13 protein-coding genes and 1 pseudogene are annotated in these 17,675 nt (G+C 70.6%); 7 read left to right on the top strand and 7 right to left on the bottom strand.

Translation table 11 applies throughout. The annotated features are described in order from the left end of the window. Positions 1–125: 125 nt before the first annotated feature. Positions 126–713 (top strand): annotated as a pseudogene (locus tag HCR68_RS03755) (PTS transporter subunit EIIC); the annotation flags it as partial. Positions 714–852: 139 nt separating this feature from the next. Here the strand turns inward: HCR68_RS03755 and HCR68_RS03750 are convergent. Beyond that, entirely contained in the window at positions 853–1,584 is a 732-nt protein-coding gene (locus HCR68_RS03750; RefSeq protein ID WP_167146298.1) for a UTRA domain-containing protein, read from the bottom strand. A 372-nt stretch (positions 1,585–1,956) separates the two neighbouring features. On the opposite strand from HCR68_RS03750, the gene dhaL reads away from it, so the two are divergent. Both dhaL and ndk read left to right on the top strand, forming a co-directional pair. Next, a complete protein-coding gene (dhaL, locus tag HCR68_RS03745; RefSeq protein ID WP_167146295.1) occupies positions 1,957–2,709 on the top strand; it encodes a dihydroxyacetone kinase subunit DhaL in 753 nt (250 codons plus the stop codon). Between the two features lie 96 nt (positions 2,710–2,805). After that, positions 2,806–3,246, top strand: a complete 441-nt coding sequence (gene ndk, locus HCR68_RS03740) for a nucleoside-diphosphate kinase (RefSeq protein ID WP_167146292.1) — start codon at positions 2,806–2,808, stop codon at positions 3,244–3,246. Positions 3,247–3,384: 138 nt separating this feature from the next. On the opposite strand, the gene HCR68_RS03735 is transcribed toward ndk, so the two are convergent. Next, positions 3,385–4,629, bottom strand: coding sequence for an ABC transporter permease (locus HCR68_RS03735; RefSeq protein WP_167146289.1), 1,245 nt, complete (start codon positions 4,627–4,629; stop codon positions 3,385–3,387). Continuing rightward, positions 4,626–5,606, bottom strand: a complete 981-nt coding sequence (locus HCR68_RS03730) for an ATP-binding cassette domain-containing protein (RefSeq protein ID WP_167146286.1) — start codon at positions 5,604–5,606, stop codon at positions 4,626–4,628. Before HCR68_RS03730 ends, HCR68_RS03735 begins: the two co-directional genes overlap by 4 nt. Positions 5,607–5,825: 219 nt before the next feature. On the opposite strand from HCR68_RS03730, the gene HCR68_RS03725 reads away from it, so the two are divergent. The 3 genes from HCR68_RS03725 to ftsY all read left to right on the top strand — a co-directional run bounded on the left by HCR68_RS03725 (position 5,826) and on the right by ftsY (position 11,711). After that, entirely contained in the window at positions 5,826–9,659 is a 3,834-nt protein-coding gene (locus tag HCR68_RS03725; protein ID WP_167146284.1) for an AAA family ATPase, read from the top strand. A gap of 161 nt (positions 9,660–9,820) precedes the next feature. Further along, entirely contained in the window at positions 9,821–10,195 is a 375-nt protein-coding gene (locus tag HCR68_RS03720; protein WP_167146281.1) for a hypothetical protein, read from the top strand. 346 nt (positions 10,196–10,541) lie between these two features. Further along, the gene (gene ftsY / locus HCR68_RS03715; protein WP_167146278.1) at positions 10,542–11,711 is read left to right on the top strand and encodes a signal recognition particle-docking protein FtsY; all 1,170 of its coding nucleotides are present in this window, start codon (positions 10,542–10,544) and stop codon (positions 11,709–11,711) included. A gap of 122 nt (positions 11,712–11,833) precedes the next feature. Here the strand turns inward: ftsY and HCR68_RS03710 are convergent, their stop codons facing one another. The 4 genes from HCR68_RS03710 to HCR68_RS03695 form a co-directional block, all read right to left on the bottom strand. Next, complete coding sequence (locus tag HCR68_RS03710) at positions 11,834–12,445, bottom strand: response regulator transcription factor (protein ID WP_167146275.1); 612 nt, start codon at positions 12,443–12,445, stop codon at positions 11,834–11,836. Between the two features lie 74 nt (positions 12,446–12,519). Then, positions 12,520–13,683: a sensor histidine kinase gene (locus tag HCR68_RS03705; RefSeq protein WP_243858918.1), complete on the bottom strand. Its 1,164-nt coding sequence runs from the start codon at positions 13,681–13,683 to the stop codon at positions 12,520–12,522. A gap of 22 nt (positions 13,684–13,705) precedes the next feature. Continuing rightward, complete coding sequence (locus tag HCR68_RS03700; protein WP_208320492.1) at positions 13,706–14,587, bottom strand: ABC transporter permease; 882 nt, start codon at positions 14,585–14,587, stop codon at positions 13,706–13,708. Beyond that, positions 14,584–15,564 carry an ABC transporter ATP-binding protein gene (locus HCR68_RS03695; RefSeq protein WP_167146269.1) on the bottom strand — a complete coding sequence of 327 codons (981 nt, stop codon included), beginning with the start codon at positions 15,562–15,564 and terminating at the stop codon, positions 14,584–14,586. Before HCR68_RS03695 ends, HCR68_RS03700 begins: the two co-directional genes overlap by 4 nt. A 397-nt stretch (positions 15,565–15,961) precedes the next feature. Between HCR68_RS03695 and ffh the strand changes: the two genes are divergently transcribed. After that, the gene (gene ffh, locus HCR68_RS03690; RefSeq protein WP_167146268.1) at positions 15,962–17,650 is read left to right on the top strand and encodes a signal recognition particle protein; all 1,689 of its coding nucleotides are present in this window, start codon (positions 15,962–15,964) and stop codon (positions 17,648–17,650) included. Positions 17,651–17,675: the final 25 nt, after the last annotated feature.

Raw genomic sequence — 17,675 nt, 5'->3', positions numbered from 1 at the left:
CCGCGCCGGGTCGGCCAGTGCCTCCAAGGTCATCCTCGTGGCTCGCTCGCGCAGCTCATCGGGGTACTTCTTCTGTCCCATGACAGTGATCCTTCCGTGTCATCACTGCCTCCATCAAACCCGGGGCGATTCAGGGCTTCAACTACACGCTGGCCGGCCTGCTCATCGGCGGCTTCTACCAGTGCCTGGTCATCTTCGGCCTGCACTGGGCGGTCATCCCGATCATCTCCTCCGAGCTCGCCAGCCCCGGGTACTCCCACCTCAACGCCATCGTCTCGGCCACCATGATCGCCCAGGGCGGCGGCGCCCTGGCCGTCTGGCTCAAGGTGCGCGACGCCCGCATCAGGCGCATGGCCGCCCCCGCCACCATCTCCGCCTTCTGCGGCGTGACCGAGCCGGCCATGTACGGTCTCAACCTCAAGTACGGCCGCATCTTCATCACCGCCTCGATCGGCGGCGCCGTCGGCGGACTGCTCACCGGGCTGCTCAACGTCAACATGTGGGGCTTCACCGGAGGCTTCGTCGGCTTCCCCTCCTTCGTCAACCCCGGCGGCATGGACTCCTCCTTCACCGGGTTCTGGATCGCCGGGGTCGCGGCCCTCGTGGTCTCCTTCCTGTGCACCTACTTCTTCGGCTTCAAGCAGGCCGACTTCGAGAAGGAGCGCACCGTCAAGAAGGTCCGCCTGGGCAACCGCGAGCCCGTCGCCAAGTAGCCGAGAGGCGCCGCTCTGGCGGGTGCTCCCGCAGGGCTGCAGCCCCTCCGTCAGCAGGCCGGTGGCCCGGCAGCATCCCAGGATGCTGCCGGGCCACCGGCCGTTCACCGGTGAGCGAGTCAGCTCCTGGGCGGCCGACTCAGCGCTCAGCCGGCAGCCGGTGGGCGGTGTCCTGGAAGGCGAAGTCCACAGGGGAGTGGCGCGAGCGCGTGTACTCGAAGAGCACACCGGCCGAGTCGAAGGTCGCCGAGGAGACGACGACGACGCAGTCCAATCCCCCCAGGTGAATGAGGCGGCGGTCCTCGGCGGTGGCCCGCTCCACCGTGATCCGCCGGGTCGCGCTGGCCACCCGCACCCCCAGAACCTGCTCCAAATGGGCATAGACCGAGGACTCGACGATCTGCTGGGTCAGATGGGGCACCACCGAGGTCAGGAAGTAGCTGGTGTCCACAATGAGGGGGACGTTGTCCAGCAGACGCAGCCGCTTGACGGCGATGATCCCGGCGCCCTCGTCCATGCCGGAGGCCTCCGCCGTCTCGGCGTCCACCACTGCCTCCTCCAGGGAGATCATGTGGGTGCTCAACGGCACCCGGTTGCGCTCGGCGGCCTCCTGGAGCGACTCGATCCCCCCGACGAGGAAGGTGGAGGTCGCCCGAGGCCGGGAGATCACCTGCACTCCCCGACCCTGCATGGTCTGGACGTAGCCCTGGGCCACGAGCAGGGCCAGCGCCTTGCGCACCGTGTTGCGGGTGCAGCTGAACTCCTCGGCCAGGGCGTTCTCGGAGGGGAGCAGCTCGAGGAATCCGTACGCGCCGGACTCGATGCGCCCGCGCAGGGTCTGGAAGATCTGGTCGTACTTGGCCTGGGCCACGATGGCTCCTCTCCTCGGATCTCAATGACGGTGGGTGGACGGCCGGCGTCGCACCTGGGCTTGTGCATACAAGTATCACGCCTGTCGAAACCTCCGCGCCATGTGTGTCAGCGGGTTCGTTCGTGCTGGTCACAGGCCACTTTCCCGTCTCAACGAGCGAGGTCATCAGGTGCGTGAGAGGATGGAAATGCGAGTGGGCGGTGAGCACCTCGTCGGCCTGCTCCGGCGCGTCCCACGGACGTTCCCGGGATGCGCTGGGACCCATCGGGTCCGCGCAGGGCCCGATCAAAGCCGCATGGTCGTCCTTCACCCTTGGGTGCATGGCGGTCAGGCCTGGAAACAACACCTGCCAAGACCCGAGAAGGAAACACCATGTCCTTGGATGCTGCCTGGGCTCTCGACTGGACCCGTCGCGCCGCCGTACTGATCGCTGAGAATCGCACCGAGCTGACCGAGCTGGACCGAGCCATCGGGGACGCCGACCACGGAGACAACCTGGACCGCGGCATGAGAGCCGTGGTCACCAAGCTGGACGCCGCCCAGGAGGCCGGAACCCTCCCGTCAACTCCCGGTGGAGTCCTCAAGGTCGTCGCCACCACCCTCATGGCCACCGTCGGCGGCGCCGGCGGACCGCTGCTGGGAACCGCCTTCCTCAAGGCCGCCCGCTCCAGCGACGCCCCCGTCTGGAGGGAGGCGGACCTGGTTCGGGCCCTGGCGGAGGCCACCTCGGGCCTGGAGGCCAGAGGGCACGCCACCAGCGGGGACAAGACCATGGCCGACGCCTGGCGGCCCGCCGCCGTCGCAGCCAAGGAGGCCGAGGAGATCGGGGAGGACGAGGCCGGTATCCTCGCTGCGGCCGCGCAGGCCGCAGCCAAGGGGGCTCTGGACACCGAGCCGCTCCAGGCCCGCCGTGGCCGGGCCTCCTTCCTGGGGGAGCGCTCCCGCGGGCACCGCGACCCCGGTGCCCAGTCCTCCGCACTCATCCTCCAGGCCGCCGCCGACGCCGCCCGTGACCGTGCCGGCGACCGTGGCAGTGAACGCTTCAGTGGCCATCTCAGCGACCGTGGTAGTGACCGTATCGGTGACGGTGCCCCGGCCTCGATCATGGTGGTGGAGCAGGCCTGAGCCGGGTCCTGATCCGGGTTCAGCCGTGGCACTGAGGGGCCCTGACCCGTTAAGGTCCATCCGGTCCCTCACCCGCCGACCCACCAAGGAGCCCCCATGGCCAGCACGTCCCAGACCGGTCGCATCCTCATCCTCATCAAGCCCGACGCCGTCGAGCGCCGCCTGACCGGTGAGATCCTGCGCCGCATCGAGGCCAAGGGGTACGTCCTGACGGCCCTGAAGGTCCTGACGCCCACCGAGGAGATCCTCGCCGAGCACTACGCCGAGCACGTGGACAAGCCCTTCTACCCCGGCGTCGTGGAGTACATGACCTCCGGAAGCGTGGTGGCCGCGGTGGCCGAGGGCCAGCGCGTCGTCGAGGGCGTGCGCAGCCTCATGGGGCCCACCGACCCCACCACGGCCGCTCCCGGCACCATCCGCGGGGACCTGGGGCGCGACTGGGGCACCCCCGCCATCCTCAACCTCGTCCACGGCTCCGACAGCGACGCCTCCGCAGCCCGCGAGATCGCCATCTGGTTCCCCGAGCTGGCCGACTGAGCCCGAGCCGGCTCCGAGCCCCCTCGGCAACAAGCCTGTACACGACGACGGTGCGCCTCCTTTCGTGGGAGGCGCACCGTCGTCGTAGGAGGCGTGGAGGCCGGTGAGGCCGACGAGATCAGCGAGGACTGACCGCGCTCAGGCCCGCTGCGCCCGCCCCAGGAGCTCCTTGAGCGGCACCCGGGCACCGGTGCGGGTGACCGCCCGGGTGTAGATCGCGGCCGCCGCACGCACCAGCAGCGGCAGGAAGACGAGAGCGATGCCGAAGGCGATCGCCTGCTCGGTCCAGGAGGAGACCCCGAGCACCAGGCGCGCCGGCATCATGAAGGGCGCGAAGGGCGGCAGGAAGGCCAGGACCCGGAAGGTCAGGCTGTTGGTGTCCCCGGTAGCCATGACGAAGCTCAGGACGTAGGGGACCATCGAGAGCATGACCAGGGGCATGGTGACCGAGCTGACGTCCTCCTGCCGGCTCACCAGCGAGGCGGCAGCCCCGAAGGCGACCGCGAAGATCGCATATCCCACGATCAGCCACACGAGCATCGCCGCCAGCACGCCGTCCAGGTTGAGGTTGATGTCCGGCATGATCCCGGTCGCCTTCGCGGTGACGACCCCGGCGACGGCGATGACCCCGGTGGTCAGGAAGGATGCGATGCCGATCCCCAGGATCTTGCCGGCCAGCAGCGAACTGGGCCGCACGCAGGCCAGGAGGATCTCCACGATCCGGCTCGACTTCTCCTCCACCACGCCCTGGGCGATGAACTGGCCCCCGCCCATGATGGCGAACAGCAGCAGCACGTCGATCGTCATGAGGATCGCGTAGCGCGGGCCGAAGTCGGCGGCGTCGCGCTTGGGGGCATTGAGCACCGTGACCTCCGGCTTAGCGGCGCTGAGCTGGGAGGCCACCTGGCCGGGATCGCCGCCCAGCGCCGCGATCTGCTGACCCAAGGACGCCTGCTGGAGGAAGGCCGTGACCCCCGAGACGACCGCGTCGTCGGTCTTCTCCTCCACGGTGATGGTGGGGGCGGCGCCGGAGACGTCGAGAACCATGTCCACGTGCGGCGTGCCCTCGGGGGGCTCGTCACTCAGAACGGCCTTCGTCTCCTTCTCGGAGACGTCGACGACCTCGATCTTCTCCCCGTTGGAGGACACGACGCCGTCGAGCCCGGCGGCCTGAGAGGTCTCGATGCCCTTGAGACCGAGCCGGTAGGCCTCGTCCTGGCCGGAGGTGTAGATGCTGATCCCGATGATGCCGCCGATGACCGCGACGAGCAGTACCAGGGTGAGGATGATGGTGGACTTCTTCATCAGGTGCGCCCGCAGCTCGCGCCCGGTGACCAGGGCGATCTCCTGACGGCGGGTGATGGGGCTGGTCCGGGCGCTCATCGGTGCGCCTCCTTCGTGTCGTTCGTCGTCTCGGTCGTGTTGGCGGCCGTGTCGGTGGCCGTGTCGGTGGAGGTGGGAGCCGTGAGGACCTCCCGGAAGATGTCGGCGAGTCGGTGGCGCACCGGGCCGAGCTCGCGCACCGTCCCCAGGCGCTGGGCGGTGCGCAGCAGCTCCTGCTCGTCGGGTCCCGCGGCGGTGATGACCAGGCGGCCCTCGCCGTCGACCTGCGCCTCCGGAGCGATCAGGACGCTCAAGGCGCCGGCCTCCAGTGGCGCGGCGTCCGCCGGCGGCTCGATGACCACCCGCCAGCGGGGCGTCTCGGTGGCCTGGAGCTCGGGAATCGTCCCGTCGGCCACGAGTCTGCCCGAGCGGATGATGACCACGCGGTCGCACAGGCGCTCGACGACGTCGAGCTGGTGGGAGGAGAAGAGCGTGGGCACGCCCGCGGACGCCCGCTCCAGGAGGACCTGGCTCATGACGTCCACGGCGACCGGGTCCAGACCGGAGAAGGGCTCATCGAGGATGAGCAGCTCGGGATCGCTCACGAGGGCGGCGGCCAGTTGGACGCGCTGCTGGTTGCCCAGGGACAGGCTCTGCACCTCGTCACCGCGCCGCTCCTGGAGGTCCAGGCGCTCGGTCCACGTGTCAGCGGCCGTCTTGGCCGCCGAGGCGGACAGTCCATGGAGGCGGGCCAGGTAGACCAGCTGCTCGGCCACCCTCATCCGGGGGTAGAGACCGCGCTCCTCGGGCATGTAGCCGATGGCGCGCCGGGTCGCGGCATCCACGGGGGAGCCCTTCCAGGTCACGGTGCCCGAGTCGGCGGCGAGCACCCCCATGACGATGCGCATCGTGGTGGACTTGCCGGCCCCGTTGGCGCCGACGAAGCCGACGATCTCGCCGGCGTCCAGGGACAGGGAGAGGTTGTCGAGGGCCTGCAGGCTCCCGAAGCGTTTGGAGAGGTTGGACAGTGCGAGCATCGTGGCTCCTGAGGTCTCGGAAACAGGGACTGGATGGTGGTCGATCGAGGTGCCGACGAGAGGGATGCGAGAGGGACGGATGGAGCTGGCCGAGCGGACGTGAGAGCTGCATGTCCAGCTCCCTTGACATGGAAAGTTTGCTTGTCCTGAGTGGTGATGTCAAGTCCCTTTGTCGTTTCTGTCCTCGCCGGGGCCGCTCCCGCTGTTAGGGTGGCACCCGTGCACCTCAAGACGTTGACGATCAAGGGATTCAAGTCCTTCGCCTCGTCAACCACCCTCCGCCTGGAGCCCGGCATCACCGCCGTGGTCGGCCCCAACGGGTCCGGCAAGTCCAACGTCGTCGACGCCCTGACCTGGGTCATGGGGGAGCAGGGCGCCAAGAACCTGCGCGGCGGCTCCATGGCCGACGTCATCTTCGCCGGCGCCGGATCCCGCCCGGCCCTCGGGCGCGCCGAGGTCTCCCTGACCATCGACAACACCGACGGCGCCCTGCCGATCGACTACACCGAGGTCACCATCGCACGCACCCTGTTCCGCGGTGGCGGCTCGGAGTACCAGATCAACGGCACCTCCTGCCGCCTCCTCGACGTCCAGGAGCTCCTCAGCGACACCGGCCTGGGACGCCAGATGCACGTCATCGTGGGGCAGGGGCAGCTCGACGCCGTCCTGAGCGCCACCCCCGACGACCGTCGCGGCTTCATCGAGGAGGCCGCCGGGGTCCTCAAGCACCGCAAGCGCAAGGAGCGCGCCCTGCGCAAGCTCGAGTCCATGGCCGCCGACCTCGCCCGGGTCTCCGACCTCGCCCAGGAGCTGCGCCGCCAGCTCGGCCCCCTGGCCCGGCAGGCCGCCATCGCCCGGCGCGCCCGGAGCATCCAGGTCGAGGTCCGGGACGCCACCGCCCGGCTGCTGGCCGATGACGTCGTCCAGGCCCAGTCCCTCCTGGAGGCCGGCGACGAGGACAAGGAGGCCCTGGCCAGGCGCCGCAGCGCCGTCGAGGAGGCCGAGCGCGTCGCCCGGGCGCGCCTGAGCGAGCTGGCCGCCATCGAGACCACCTCCGCCCAGCGCCTGGCCCGAGCCGGTGGCGTGTGGGAGGAGCTCACCGGGGTCGCCCAGTCCCTCGGTGCGCTCGCGGACGTGGCCGGGGAGCGGATCCGGCTCCTGGCCTCCGCGCCGGCGCCGAGCCACGGCACCGACCCCGAGGAGCTCGAACGCCGGGCCGAGGTCGCGAGTCAGGAGGAGGCCGAGCTCTCCGACGCCGTCGAGACCGCCCGCACCGCGCTCAGCGACGCTACCCGGGTGCGCACCGACGCCGAGACCGCCGAGAAGGCCGCCGACCAGGAGCTGTCGGCCGCGCAGCGGAGGGTCTCCGAGAGGCGCGAGACCATCGCCCGCGCCGGTGGGCGCGTCGCCTCGGCCCGAAGCCGTCACGAGGCCAGCCTGGCCGCCCTCGAGCAGGCCCGCAGCGCGCTCCAGGCCGCTGAGGCCCGCCAGGAGCGAGCCCGCAGCGCCCTGGCCGAGGCCGGAGGAGGGGAGGAGACCGGGGAGGGCGGGGCCGACAGTGGGACCGGCAGAGCACAGGACGGCGCCGCGCCGGACACCGGGAAAGGGGCGACGCGGGGGACCCCCGCTGAGGCGGGCGCAGCGGCCGCCGCCGCGGCGCAGGCCGCGGCCGTCCACGAGGAGGCGACCCGGCGTCTGGCCGAGGCCCGCGAGGCCGTCTCGGCCGCCACCGACGCCCGCCGGGAGGCCGCCTCCGACCGGGCCACCTGGACGGCCAGACGCGACACCCTGGCCATGTCCCTGCGCAGCCAGGACGGCACGGCCACACTGCTGGAGGCCGGCCTCGACGGCCTCCTCGGGCCCCTGGCGGAGCACCTCAGCGTTGAGCGCGGCTGGGAGAACGCCGTCGCCGCCCTGCTGGGCGTACTCGCCGAGGCGGGTCTGGCCGCCGACGTCGATGCCGCCCTGGCCGGGCTGGAGCACGCCCGCAGCCAGGATGTCGGCGCAGTCAGGCTGGTCCTGGCCGACGACCCCTCACTGGGCCCTGCACCTGACACCGACGATGAGACGGACCCGGCCCCCGTTGACGGCGCGCTGGCGGCCGGCGGACTCGTGAGTGCCGTGCAAACGGAGCCCGGGCACCTCGGGCGGGTCCTGGCCGGACTGCTCAAGACCTGCTGGGTGACGGAGGACATCGAGACCGGCCTGGCCCTGCGCGCCAGGCTGCCGGGCGCCGTCGTGGCCACCCGCGGCGGCGACGTCCTGGCCCCCGGTTGGGTCACCGGTGCGGGTCGGGGCGCCTCCTCGGTCCTCGAGCTCACCGCCGCCCACGAGGAGGCCGACGCCGAGGCCGCCGCCGCGGCGCAGGCCGAGTCCGACGCGGACGCCGCCCTGGAGGAGGCCCGTCGTGGGGAGGAGGCCGCCCGCCAGGCCCTCAGCGAGGCGCTGACCGCCCTGCGTCAGGCCGACGCCGAGGCCGCCCGGGCCGCCGAGACGATGGCCCGACTGACCTCCGCGGCCCACGCGGCCGCCGAGGAGACCGGCCGGGCCCGCCGGGTCCTGGAGCGGGCCGAGGCCGAGTCGGTGCAGCGCACCGCCGAGCTCGCGGCCGCCACCGCCGCACTGGCCGAGGTCGAGGGCGAGACCGCCGACGCAGCGGACGCGTCGGGCGGTTCGAGTTCGACCGGGGGCGCCGGCTCCGACCGCCTCGAGCACGCGCTGGACAGCGCCCGTCAGGAGCGGGAGTCCGCGGCGGAGGCCGCGCGTCGGGCCCGCGCCGCCGAGACCGACGCCAGGCTGGCCCTGCGCACGGCCGAGGAGCGTGAGCGCTCCGGCCGAGGACGCGCCGACTCGCTGCGGGCGGCCGCGCGCCGGGAGCGCGAGCAGCGCGCCGCCGCCGAACGGGCCCAGCAGCGCCGCAGCGCCCAGCTCGCCGTGGCCACCCACGTGCGCGACCAGGCCCGCGCCGCCGCCGAGACCGCGAGGGCCTGCGTCCAGCAGGCCGCTGAGGAGCGGGCCGCCATCGAGGACGAGCGCGCCCAGGCCCTGGCCGCCACCAACGAGGTCCGTGAGGAGATCGACCAGCTCACCAAGGAGCTCGGCAACCTCACCGACGCCGCGCACCGCGAGGAGGTGGCCCGGGCCGAGCAGCGCATGCGCCTGGAGGCCCTGGCCGAGCGGGCGATGAGCGAGCTCGGCCTCGAGCTGGATCCGCTCGTCGAGGAGTACGGGCCGCACATGCTCGTCCCCGAGGTGGTCGAGGAGTCCGATACCGTCCCCGGCGGCGAGACGGAGGCGGCCGAGCAGGCCGGTGGCCATGCCTCTACCTCGACCGGGTCCGGGTCCGGGACCGGGCGCCCGGGCCGTCCCTACGTGCGCTCCGAGCAGGAGAATCGCCTGGCCAAGGCCTCGCGCGACCTCGCCCGGCTCGGCAAGGTCAACCCGCTCGCCCTGGAGGAGCACGCCGCCCTGGAGCAGCGCCATCAGTTCCTGGCCGAGCAGCTGGCCGACCTCAAGCGCTCGCGGGACGACCTGCTGAGCATCGTCGAGGAGATCGACGCCCGGGTCCAGGAGGTCTTCACCCAGGCCTATGAGGACACCGCCCGCCAGTTCGCCTCCGTCTTCGACCGGCTCTTCCCCGGCGGGGAGGGGCGCCTGGTACTCACCGATCCCGACGACATGCTCACCACCGGCATCGAGATCGAGGCGCGCCCGGCGGGCAAGAAGGTCAAGCGGCTCTCACTGCTCTCGGGCGGGGAGCGCTCGCTGGCCGCCGTCGCCCTGCTGGTGGCGATCTTCAAGGCGCGCCCCTCGCCCTTCTACGTCATGGACGAGGTGGAGGCGGCCCTGGACGACACGAACCTGGGCCGCCTGCTGGAGATTTTTACCGAGCTGCGGCAGTCCAGCCAGCTCATCATCATCACGCACCAGAAACGTACCATGGAGGTGGCCGACGCGCTCTACGGGATCACGATGCGTGATGGCATCACCAAGGCGGTCTCGCAGCGGCTGGCCCAGCCCGACCGCGGTACGGCTGTGACTCCTGATGTCTGAGTGAATCTTGAGGGTTATGTGATAGCACTCTTACAGTATGGCGTTCGTTTTCAGATTCGAGCCACTGTTGTGTCAGGAAGTTATCAGGTTTTGTTGTCGATTGGACGACAATTGCGTGGAAAGTCTGGTCAGATCGTATTTCGCAAGGCAGAATCCTAGCCATGGGTGCCATGATTCTTCCCCTCGTTGTCGTGCTGGTTGCCGGCCTTCTTGTGCTCGGCATGGTCTGCGCCGAGCGCTTCCCGGTGCGCTCCTGGCCCTCCCGTATTCGCGGCCTGGTCCGCAACGCTCAGGAGGTGCGCCAGGAGGAGCAAGACGTTGAGGTCGAGGTCGTGCCCCAGGAGGTTCGTCTGACCGATCTCATGACGCGCGAGGGGCCTGAGCCCTACGTCGGGACGGAGGGCTTCGGCGGCCTGGTCGGCGTCGTCGAGAAGGCGATGGACGCCAGGGAGAGGACTCGGGGGTCGGTCGGTTCGCGGCGTCGCGGCCAGGTGCATGAGCCGGCTGCCAGCGGGCTGTCCCAGACTCAGGGCTGAGGTGCGCCGACCTGATTCGTGAAAACTATGCTCCCCATTATTTTCACGGCTCATTGGGGTCGGGTGTCGATCCCTGGATAAAGTCCTGGTCCTGAGAGATCGCCATCCTGTCCGCATCCCTGACTCTTCTCGTCGTGATTATGGGCAGCTTGCGTCCTTCCGGGGATATTGATGTTCAGGACCATGGTCCTACTCGTCCTGCGGCACACCTGTTGGCGTGCCGCAGGTATTTTTATTGTCACGACTTGGTGCGCCGCAGGCGATTCCCATAGCTCCCTGCCGGCCAGAGGCGGCCGGAGGCGAACGACTCTGCCGCAGGGGGCCCGCTATCGGGCATGATGGGTCTATGGAACCGATCCTCATCGTTCTCGGCATCATCCTGATCATCGTCGTCGGCGGAGGCCTGTGGCTCTACGCGGGCAGGCGGAGGGGACAGGTCCCCGACGAGGTCAGCGCCCACAAGCCGATGTCCGTTGAGGACCTCCTGCCCTCCGAGGAGGGGGAGGAGCCCCCGGGCGAGGAGTCCCCTGAGGCCGAGGCGGGTGCGGAACGTGCCGCCACGCTGGAGTCCCCCGAGTCCATCCCCGGCCGCATGCAGCGCCTGCGTGCCCGCCTGGCCGGCGCAGGAGGCTTCGGCAAGGCGGTCCTGTCCGTCCTGTCCCGCGGTGACCTGACCGAGGAGGACTGGGAGGAGATCGAGGACACCCTGCTCACCTCCGACCTCGGCATCGAGGTGACCACCTCCCTCATGGACGAGCTGCGCACCCAGGCCAAGGTCCTGGGAACCTCCGACCCCGAGGCCGTGCGCACCGTCCTGCGCGCCGAGCTGCTCAAGCTCGTCGACCCCACCCTGGACCGATCCCTCAACCTGGAGCGCCCCACCCCGGCCGACGGCGCCCAGGGCGTGCCGGCGGCCGCCATCCTCATGGTGGGCGTCAACGGCACCGGCAAGACCACCACCTGCGGCAAGCTCGCCCGTGTCCTGGTGGCCCAGGACAAGACCATCGTCCTGGGCGCGGCCGACACCTTCCGCGCCGCCGCCGCCGAGCAGCTGACCACCTGGGGCGAGCGCGTCGGCGTCGACGTCGTGCGCTCAGAGAAGGAGGGCGCCGACCCCGCCTCCGTCGCCTACGACGCCGCCCGCCAGGCCGCCGACCAGGGTACGGACGTCGTCGTCGTCGACACCGCCGGGCGCCTGCAGAACAAGGCCGGGCTCATGGATGAGTTGGGCAAGATCAAGCGCGTCATGGAGAAGATCGCCCCCGTCGGCGAGATCCTCCTGGTCCTGGACGCCACCACCGGCCAGAACGGCATGCGCCAGGCCCAGGTCTTCTCCGAGGCGGTCGGCATCACCGGCATTGTGCTCACCAAGCTCGACGGCACCGCCAAGGGCGGCATCGTCGTCACCGTCCAGAGGGAGCTGGGCGTGCCCGTCAAGCTCGTGGGCCTGGGGGAGGGGGCCGACGACCTGGCCCCCTTCGACCCCGAGGGCTTCGTCGACGCGCTGCTGGGCTGACGAGCCCGGCTCCACCACTGCACAACGCCTCCGGCTGCCCGCCTCGTACCAGAGCGCGGGCGGCCGGAGGCGTCGTGACCGGCCGGAGTCTTTCAGCACCGGTCGTGACCGGTCATTCAGTGCTACTGAATGATCCAGCCCTTCTGCGCGGCGATGTGGACTGCCGCTGCCCGGGTGGGCGCATCGGTCTTGGCCATGGCCTGGGACAGGTGGTTGCGGGTGGTGCCCTCGGAGAGATGAACTCGCCGGGCGACCTCGGCGACGGTGGCGCCGTCAGCGGCGGCCTGAAGCACCTCGGTCTCCCGAGCGGTCAAGGGGGAGTCGCCGAACACGAGCGAGTCGGCGGCCAGCGCCGGGTCCACGACGCGCAGTCCCGCATGGATCCGACGCACCGACTCGGCCAGATCGGAGGCCGGGGCGTCCTTGACGACGAACCCGTGGGCCCCCGACTGGATGGCGCGCCGCAGGAATCCGGGGCGGCCGAAGGTCGTGACGATGAGGACCCTCGTGGCCGGCAGCTGCTCCAGGAGCGCCGCGGTGGCGGTGAGCCCGTCGGTGCCGGGCATGTCGACGTCCATGAGGACGACGTCGGGCCGGTGCTCGCGTGCGACGGGAAGCACCTCGTCCCCGTTGCCGACCTGAGCGACGACCTCGATGTCGGTCTCCAGGGCGAGCAGCGCGGCCAGCGCCCCGCGCACCATCGCCTGGTCATCGGCCAGCATCACTCGGATCATCGATCATCTCCGTTGCTCTAGGGCTCGTGGGACCGGCGCCGTCGGTGCTCGCCGGAGCGGGTCACGCCGTCGAGTCATTCCGCCTCGTCGCGCTCGTCGCGTGTCAGACGAGAGGATAGACGACGGGCGCTCACCCTCAGGGCGGTGCCGCTGCCGACGGCAGGCGCCTCGATGGTGAGATCGGCACCGTTGTCCTGACAGCGCTGGCGCAGCCCCTCCAACCCGTGACCGTCGCCGGTGGCGGGCGGATCGAGCCCGACGCCGTCGTCGGCCACCTCAATGGAGTCGGCGGTCAGCCTCACCCGGCAGTGCGAGGCGTGAGCGTGGCGCACGATGTTGGTGACCCCCTCTCGCACCACCCAGGCGAAGAGCTCACGCAGCTCGGGATCGACGGCCTCGACCGTCAGCGGCAGGTCGGCCCGGATACCGGCCGAGGTCAGGATGCTCGTGGCCCGGGCCAGCTCACCGGCCAGGCTCAGCTCGCGGTAGCTGTTGACGGTGGCCCGCACGTCGGCCAGGGCCGAGCGCGCCAGGGACTGCACCTCGGTCAGCTCCGCCCGAGCCTGGTCGGGGGATGAGTCGACGAGCCGGGTGGCGAGCTCCGTCTTCAGGGCGATGACCGTCAGTGAATGGCCGAGGATGTCGTGCATGTCCCGGGCCATGCGGTTGCGCTCATCGTTGATCTCCAGCTCGTGCGTGCGCTGCTCCAGAACGCGGGCCACGCGCCGCTGCTCCATGATGTAGCGACCGAAGACGCAGACGCCTCCCACACCGATCAGAGCGATCCAGGCACTGTGAGCCGCGGCCCAGGACGTCGCCAGCCTGGGGACGAGGAAGAGACCGCCGGCCAGGAACGAGATGGGGCCGATCGCGGCCTGCCAGGGCAGGGCGAAGGCCAGGACGACGGTCAGGAAGACTGTCAGCTGGGTGGCCTCGACACCCACGCCCAGGGTCGCGCCGCCGGCCGCCAGCGCGCCGAGGACGATGAGCGACAGGCTCAGGCGGCTGGGCCACGTCAGCCCCTGGCGCACCCGTCTCATGCTGAGCGAGCAGGCCGCGTACAGGCAGACGCAGGAGATGACGGCACTGACCGCTCCCGCTGCTCCGGTCGTTCCCCGGGCCAGCCCCGCCTGGACGACCGGAATCATGGAAGCTGCCCACACGATCCCCCAGCCGACGGCCACGATGCGAGTGCGCTGGGCGCGCGACTCGGCAAGGGTGGAGACGCGGGCTCTCATGACCCGGATGGTACTCATGGGCTCACACCCGGGCGGTGTCGCGACCCATGCGCCAGGCCGCTCCGCCCAGGAAGATCACGAGCCAGGTCAGGGCGTTGACCACCCACCACCAGGAGAAGGTCTCGGCGCCCATCGGCCACAGGGCCAGCTTGTGAAGCCCGTACATCGGAGTGAGGCTTCCGACCCGGTCCATGGCGGAGCCGGGCGTCAGGGGAATGAACATGCCGCCGAGGAAGGCGAGCAGGGCCATGAGCGGTCCGACGATCTGCATGGCGTTGTCCGAGGGGAGGAGGTATCCGACGAACAGTCCGAAGGCGACGAAGACCAGGGACCCGAGCCACACGATGAGCGCAGAGCCGATCCAGGTAGTCACAGGCATGTGAGCGTGACGCAAGGGGCCGCAGGCGTAGACCGCACCGATCGCGATCGCGCTGATGAGCATGCCGACGATCGCCTTGGCGCCGATGTAGGAGATGGGCCTCAGAGGAGTCAGACGCAGCTGACGGCTCCAGCCCGATGCGCGCTCATTGCTCACGGCCGCACCGGCACCAGTGGTCGTCATGAGCGCGCCGTACAGGGCCATGCCGATCATCATGTTGGCCACGACGTTGCCGTTGCCGTACGGCGTTGCCGAGTAGTCGGTCGTGGTGAACATGAGGAAGAAGGCCACCGGCAGGAGGATGGAGAAGATCATCGACCGGCGGTTGCGCAGGCGCCTGCGGGCCTCCAGCGACAGAAGGGTCAGGCTCAGGCCGCCCAGAGGTGGTGCGTTGCGGGATGAGGGATCGAAGCGGTCGGGGGTGGAGCTCTTGACCGAGGACAGGGACGGAGAAGACATGGTGGATCCTGTAGGAGGCGTGGGCGGAAGGGTGACGGTGCTTCTGGCGCGCATGGAGCGGCTCATGCTGACGCTCCCGAGATCGGGGAGGCGGCCTCGTCACTGGTCAGGGCGACGAAGGCGTCCTGAAGGCCGCGGCTGGTGATCTCCAGGTCCTTGGCCAGGTGCTGCCCGAGCAGGAGTGCGGCGACGGCGTCGGAGTCCTGAGTGCTCAGGCTCAGGGAGCTGCCCAGAATCTCGATACCGCTGATCCCGCTGCTGGGCGGCAGTGCCTCAAGCGCACGACGGACTCGCTCGGCCTCGACGTTCAGGGTGGCCCGAAGACTGCGACCGCTGACGGAGGCGCGGATCTCGGCGGCCGTGCCGTCGGCGACCACCTGGCCGTGACGCACCAGGACGACGCGGTCGGCGAAGGCGTCGGCCTCCTCCAGGTAGTGCGTGGCGAACAGGACCGTGCGCCCGCTCACGGCGTCGGCGTGGATGGCCTCCCAGAAGCTGCGGCGGCCCTCGACGTCCATCCCGGTGGTCGGCTCATCGAGGACGAGCAGGGCCGGGTCGCTCACCAGCGCCATGGCGAAGCGCAGGCGCTGCTGCTGGCCGCCCGAGCACTTCCTGACGACCTGCGAGGCGAAGTCCGCTGCTCCAGCGCGCTGAATGGCCTCCTCGACGTCGATCCGGTGGGAGAAGAGGCTCGCGGTCAGGGCCACGGTCTCGCGCACGGTGATGTCCGGCAGGAGCCCGCCGGTCTGCATGACGGCGGCTATCAGGCCGCGGTCGACCGCCTGGCGCGGGGTCATGCCGAAGGTGCTCACCTGCCCGCTGGTGGGCCGGCTCAGGCCCAGGATCATGTCGATCGTCGTCGTCTTGCCGGCGCCGTTGGGGCCCAGGAAGGCAACGACCTCGCCGGGGCGGATCGTCAGGTCGATGCCGTCGACGGCCTTGACGTCCCCGAAGGACCTGTGGAGGTTCACCAGCCGGATGGCGGCTGCGGCAGCCGCCTGGGGCGGGGAGGCCGGGTCGGTGCGGGTGGCTGTTGTGCTCATGGCTCAAGAGTCACCGTACGGTCGGCCCGGTCCATGGTGCATCGGTCATCACTTGCGCATGACATATCTCAGGGGTCACCGGGCGGTGGAAAACCCTGGCATCGCAGGATAGAACCGGAGTGCAACGCGGCAGGAGACACCGGGTGAGGAAGGAGCGGGAACCGGGAGCGGTGAGGGACGACCGGTCGGCGGCCCGTCTCATGAGCAGGCCCATGAGACGGCCCGCGAGTGTGGGCTCAGTCCCGGTCCGGGCGCGGGGGAGGGGGCAGGCCCCGCTTCCCGCTATCCTGGGTCGCAGTCATAGCGATCGTCACGGCCCACGGTCATGGCGGTACCACCCTCATCTGCCCTCAGACTCCCGACCAACGCGCCCGACGGCGCCAGGAAGGACCATCGCGTGTTCGGCAACCTCTCCGATCGCATCACCGCCTCCTTCAACCAGCTGCGCGGCAAAGGTCGTCTGACCGAGGCCGACGTCAACGCCACGGTCACCGAGATCCGCCGTGCCCTCCTGGAGGCCGACGTCGCCCTGCCCGTGGTGCGCGCCTTCACCTCCGCGGTGCGCGAGAAGGCGGTCGACGCCGCCCGGTCCCAGGCCCTCAACCCGGGCCAGCAGGTCGTCAAGATCGTCAACGAGGAGCTCATCGAGGTCCTGGGCGGCGAGACCCGGGAGATCAACTGGGCCGACCGCGGCCCCACAATCATTATGCTCGCCGGTCTCCAGGGCGCCGGTAAGACCACCCTGGCCGGAAAGCTCGGACGCTGGCTGCGCGACCAGGGCAAGCGAGTCCTGCTGGTCGCCTCCGACCTCCAGCGCCCCAACGCCGTCACCCAGCTGAGCGTCGTCGCCGAGCGCGCCGGGGTGCACGTGTGGGCGCCCGAGCCCGGCAACGGCGTGGGCGACCCGGTGGCCGTGGCCCGCTCCGGCGTCGAGCACGCCCGCACCAGCGGCTACGACGTCGTCGTCGTCGACACCGCCGGCCGCCTGGGCGTCGACGCCGAGATGATGGACCAGGCCATCCGCATCCGCGACGCGGTCGCCCCCCACGAGATCCTCTTCGTCCTGGACGCCATGGTCGGTCAGGACGCCGTCAACACCTCGGTCGCCTTCCGCGACGGCGTCGGCTTCACCGGCGTGGTCCTCTCCAAGCTCGACGGCGACGCCCGCGGCGGTGCCGCCCTGTCCGTGCGCGGCGTCACCGGGGCGCCGGTCCTGTTCTCCTCCACCGGTGAGGGCCTGACCGACTTCGAGCGCTTCCACGCCGACCGCATGGCCTCGCGCATCCTGGACATGGGCGACCTGCTCACCCTCATCGAGCAGGCCGAGCGGACCCTGGACCGCCAGGAGGCCGAGGACGCCGCCGCCAAGCTCGCCAAGGGAACCTTCACCCTCGACGACTTCCTGGGCCAGCTGCGCCAGATCCGCAGGATGGGCTCCATGAAGAAGCTCCTGGGCATGATGCCCGGCATGGGGCAGATGCGTGAGGCCCTGGAGAACTTCGACGAGCGCGAGGTCGACCGCATCGAGGCGATCGTGTGCTCCATGACGCCGGCCGAGCGCAAGGACCTGTCCATCCTCAACGGCTCGCGCCGCAGCCGTATCGCCAAGGGATCGGGTACCACGGTCCAGGCCGTCAACGAGCTCGTGGACCGCTTCGAGCAGGCCAAGAAGATGATGGAGGCCATGGCCTCCGGCGGCGGCATGGGCGGGCTCGGCGAGGGCGGCCCCATGCCCGGAATGGGATCGCTGCCCGGCATGGGCAAGCACTCCAAGGCCCGTCAGGCGCCCAAGGCCAAGCGCGGCAAGGGAGGCAAGAAGGGCCGCAGCGGCAACCCCGCCAAGGCCGCCCGCCAGGCCAAGGAGGCCGCGGCCGCCAAGCAGGCCAAGATCGAGGCCGGGCAGGCCTCCGCGCCGGCGGCCGGTTCCTCCTTCGGACTCGGGGGTGGTCAGGCCGACGCCTCCGGCTACGGGATCATGCCCCAGGCCCAGCAGCAGGCTCAGCGCGCTGGACAGTCCTCGGGCGACGACGTCGCCGACGCCATGGGCGCCCTGCCCGAGGACCTGCGCCGCCACCTCGGGCTGTAGGCACAACGGCCCACAGCACCTGGGA

This window comes from Actinomyces sp. ZJ308, from assembly GCF_011752065.1.
Taxonomy (GTDB): domain Bacteria; phylum Actinomycetota; class Actinomycetes; order Actinomycetales; family Actinomycetaceae; genus Actinomyces.
Note: the sequence above shows the minus strand (reverse complement) of the source record. Positions and strands in the feature narration are given on the sequence as shown.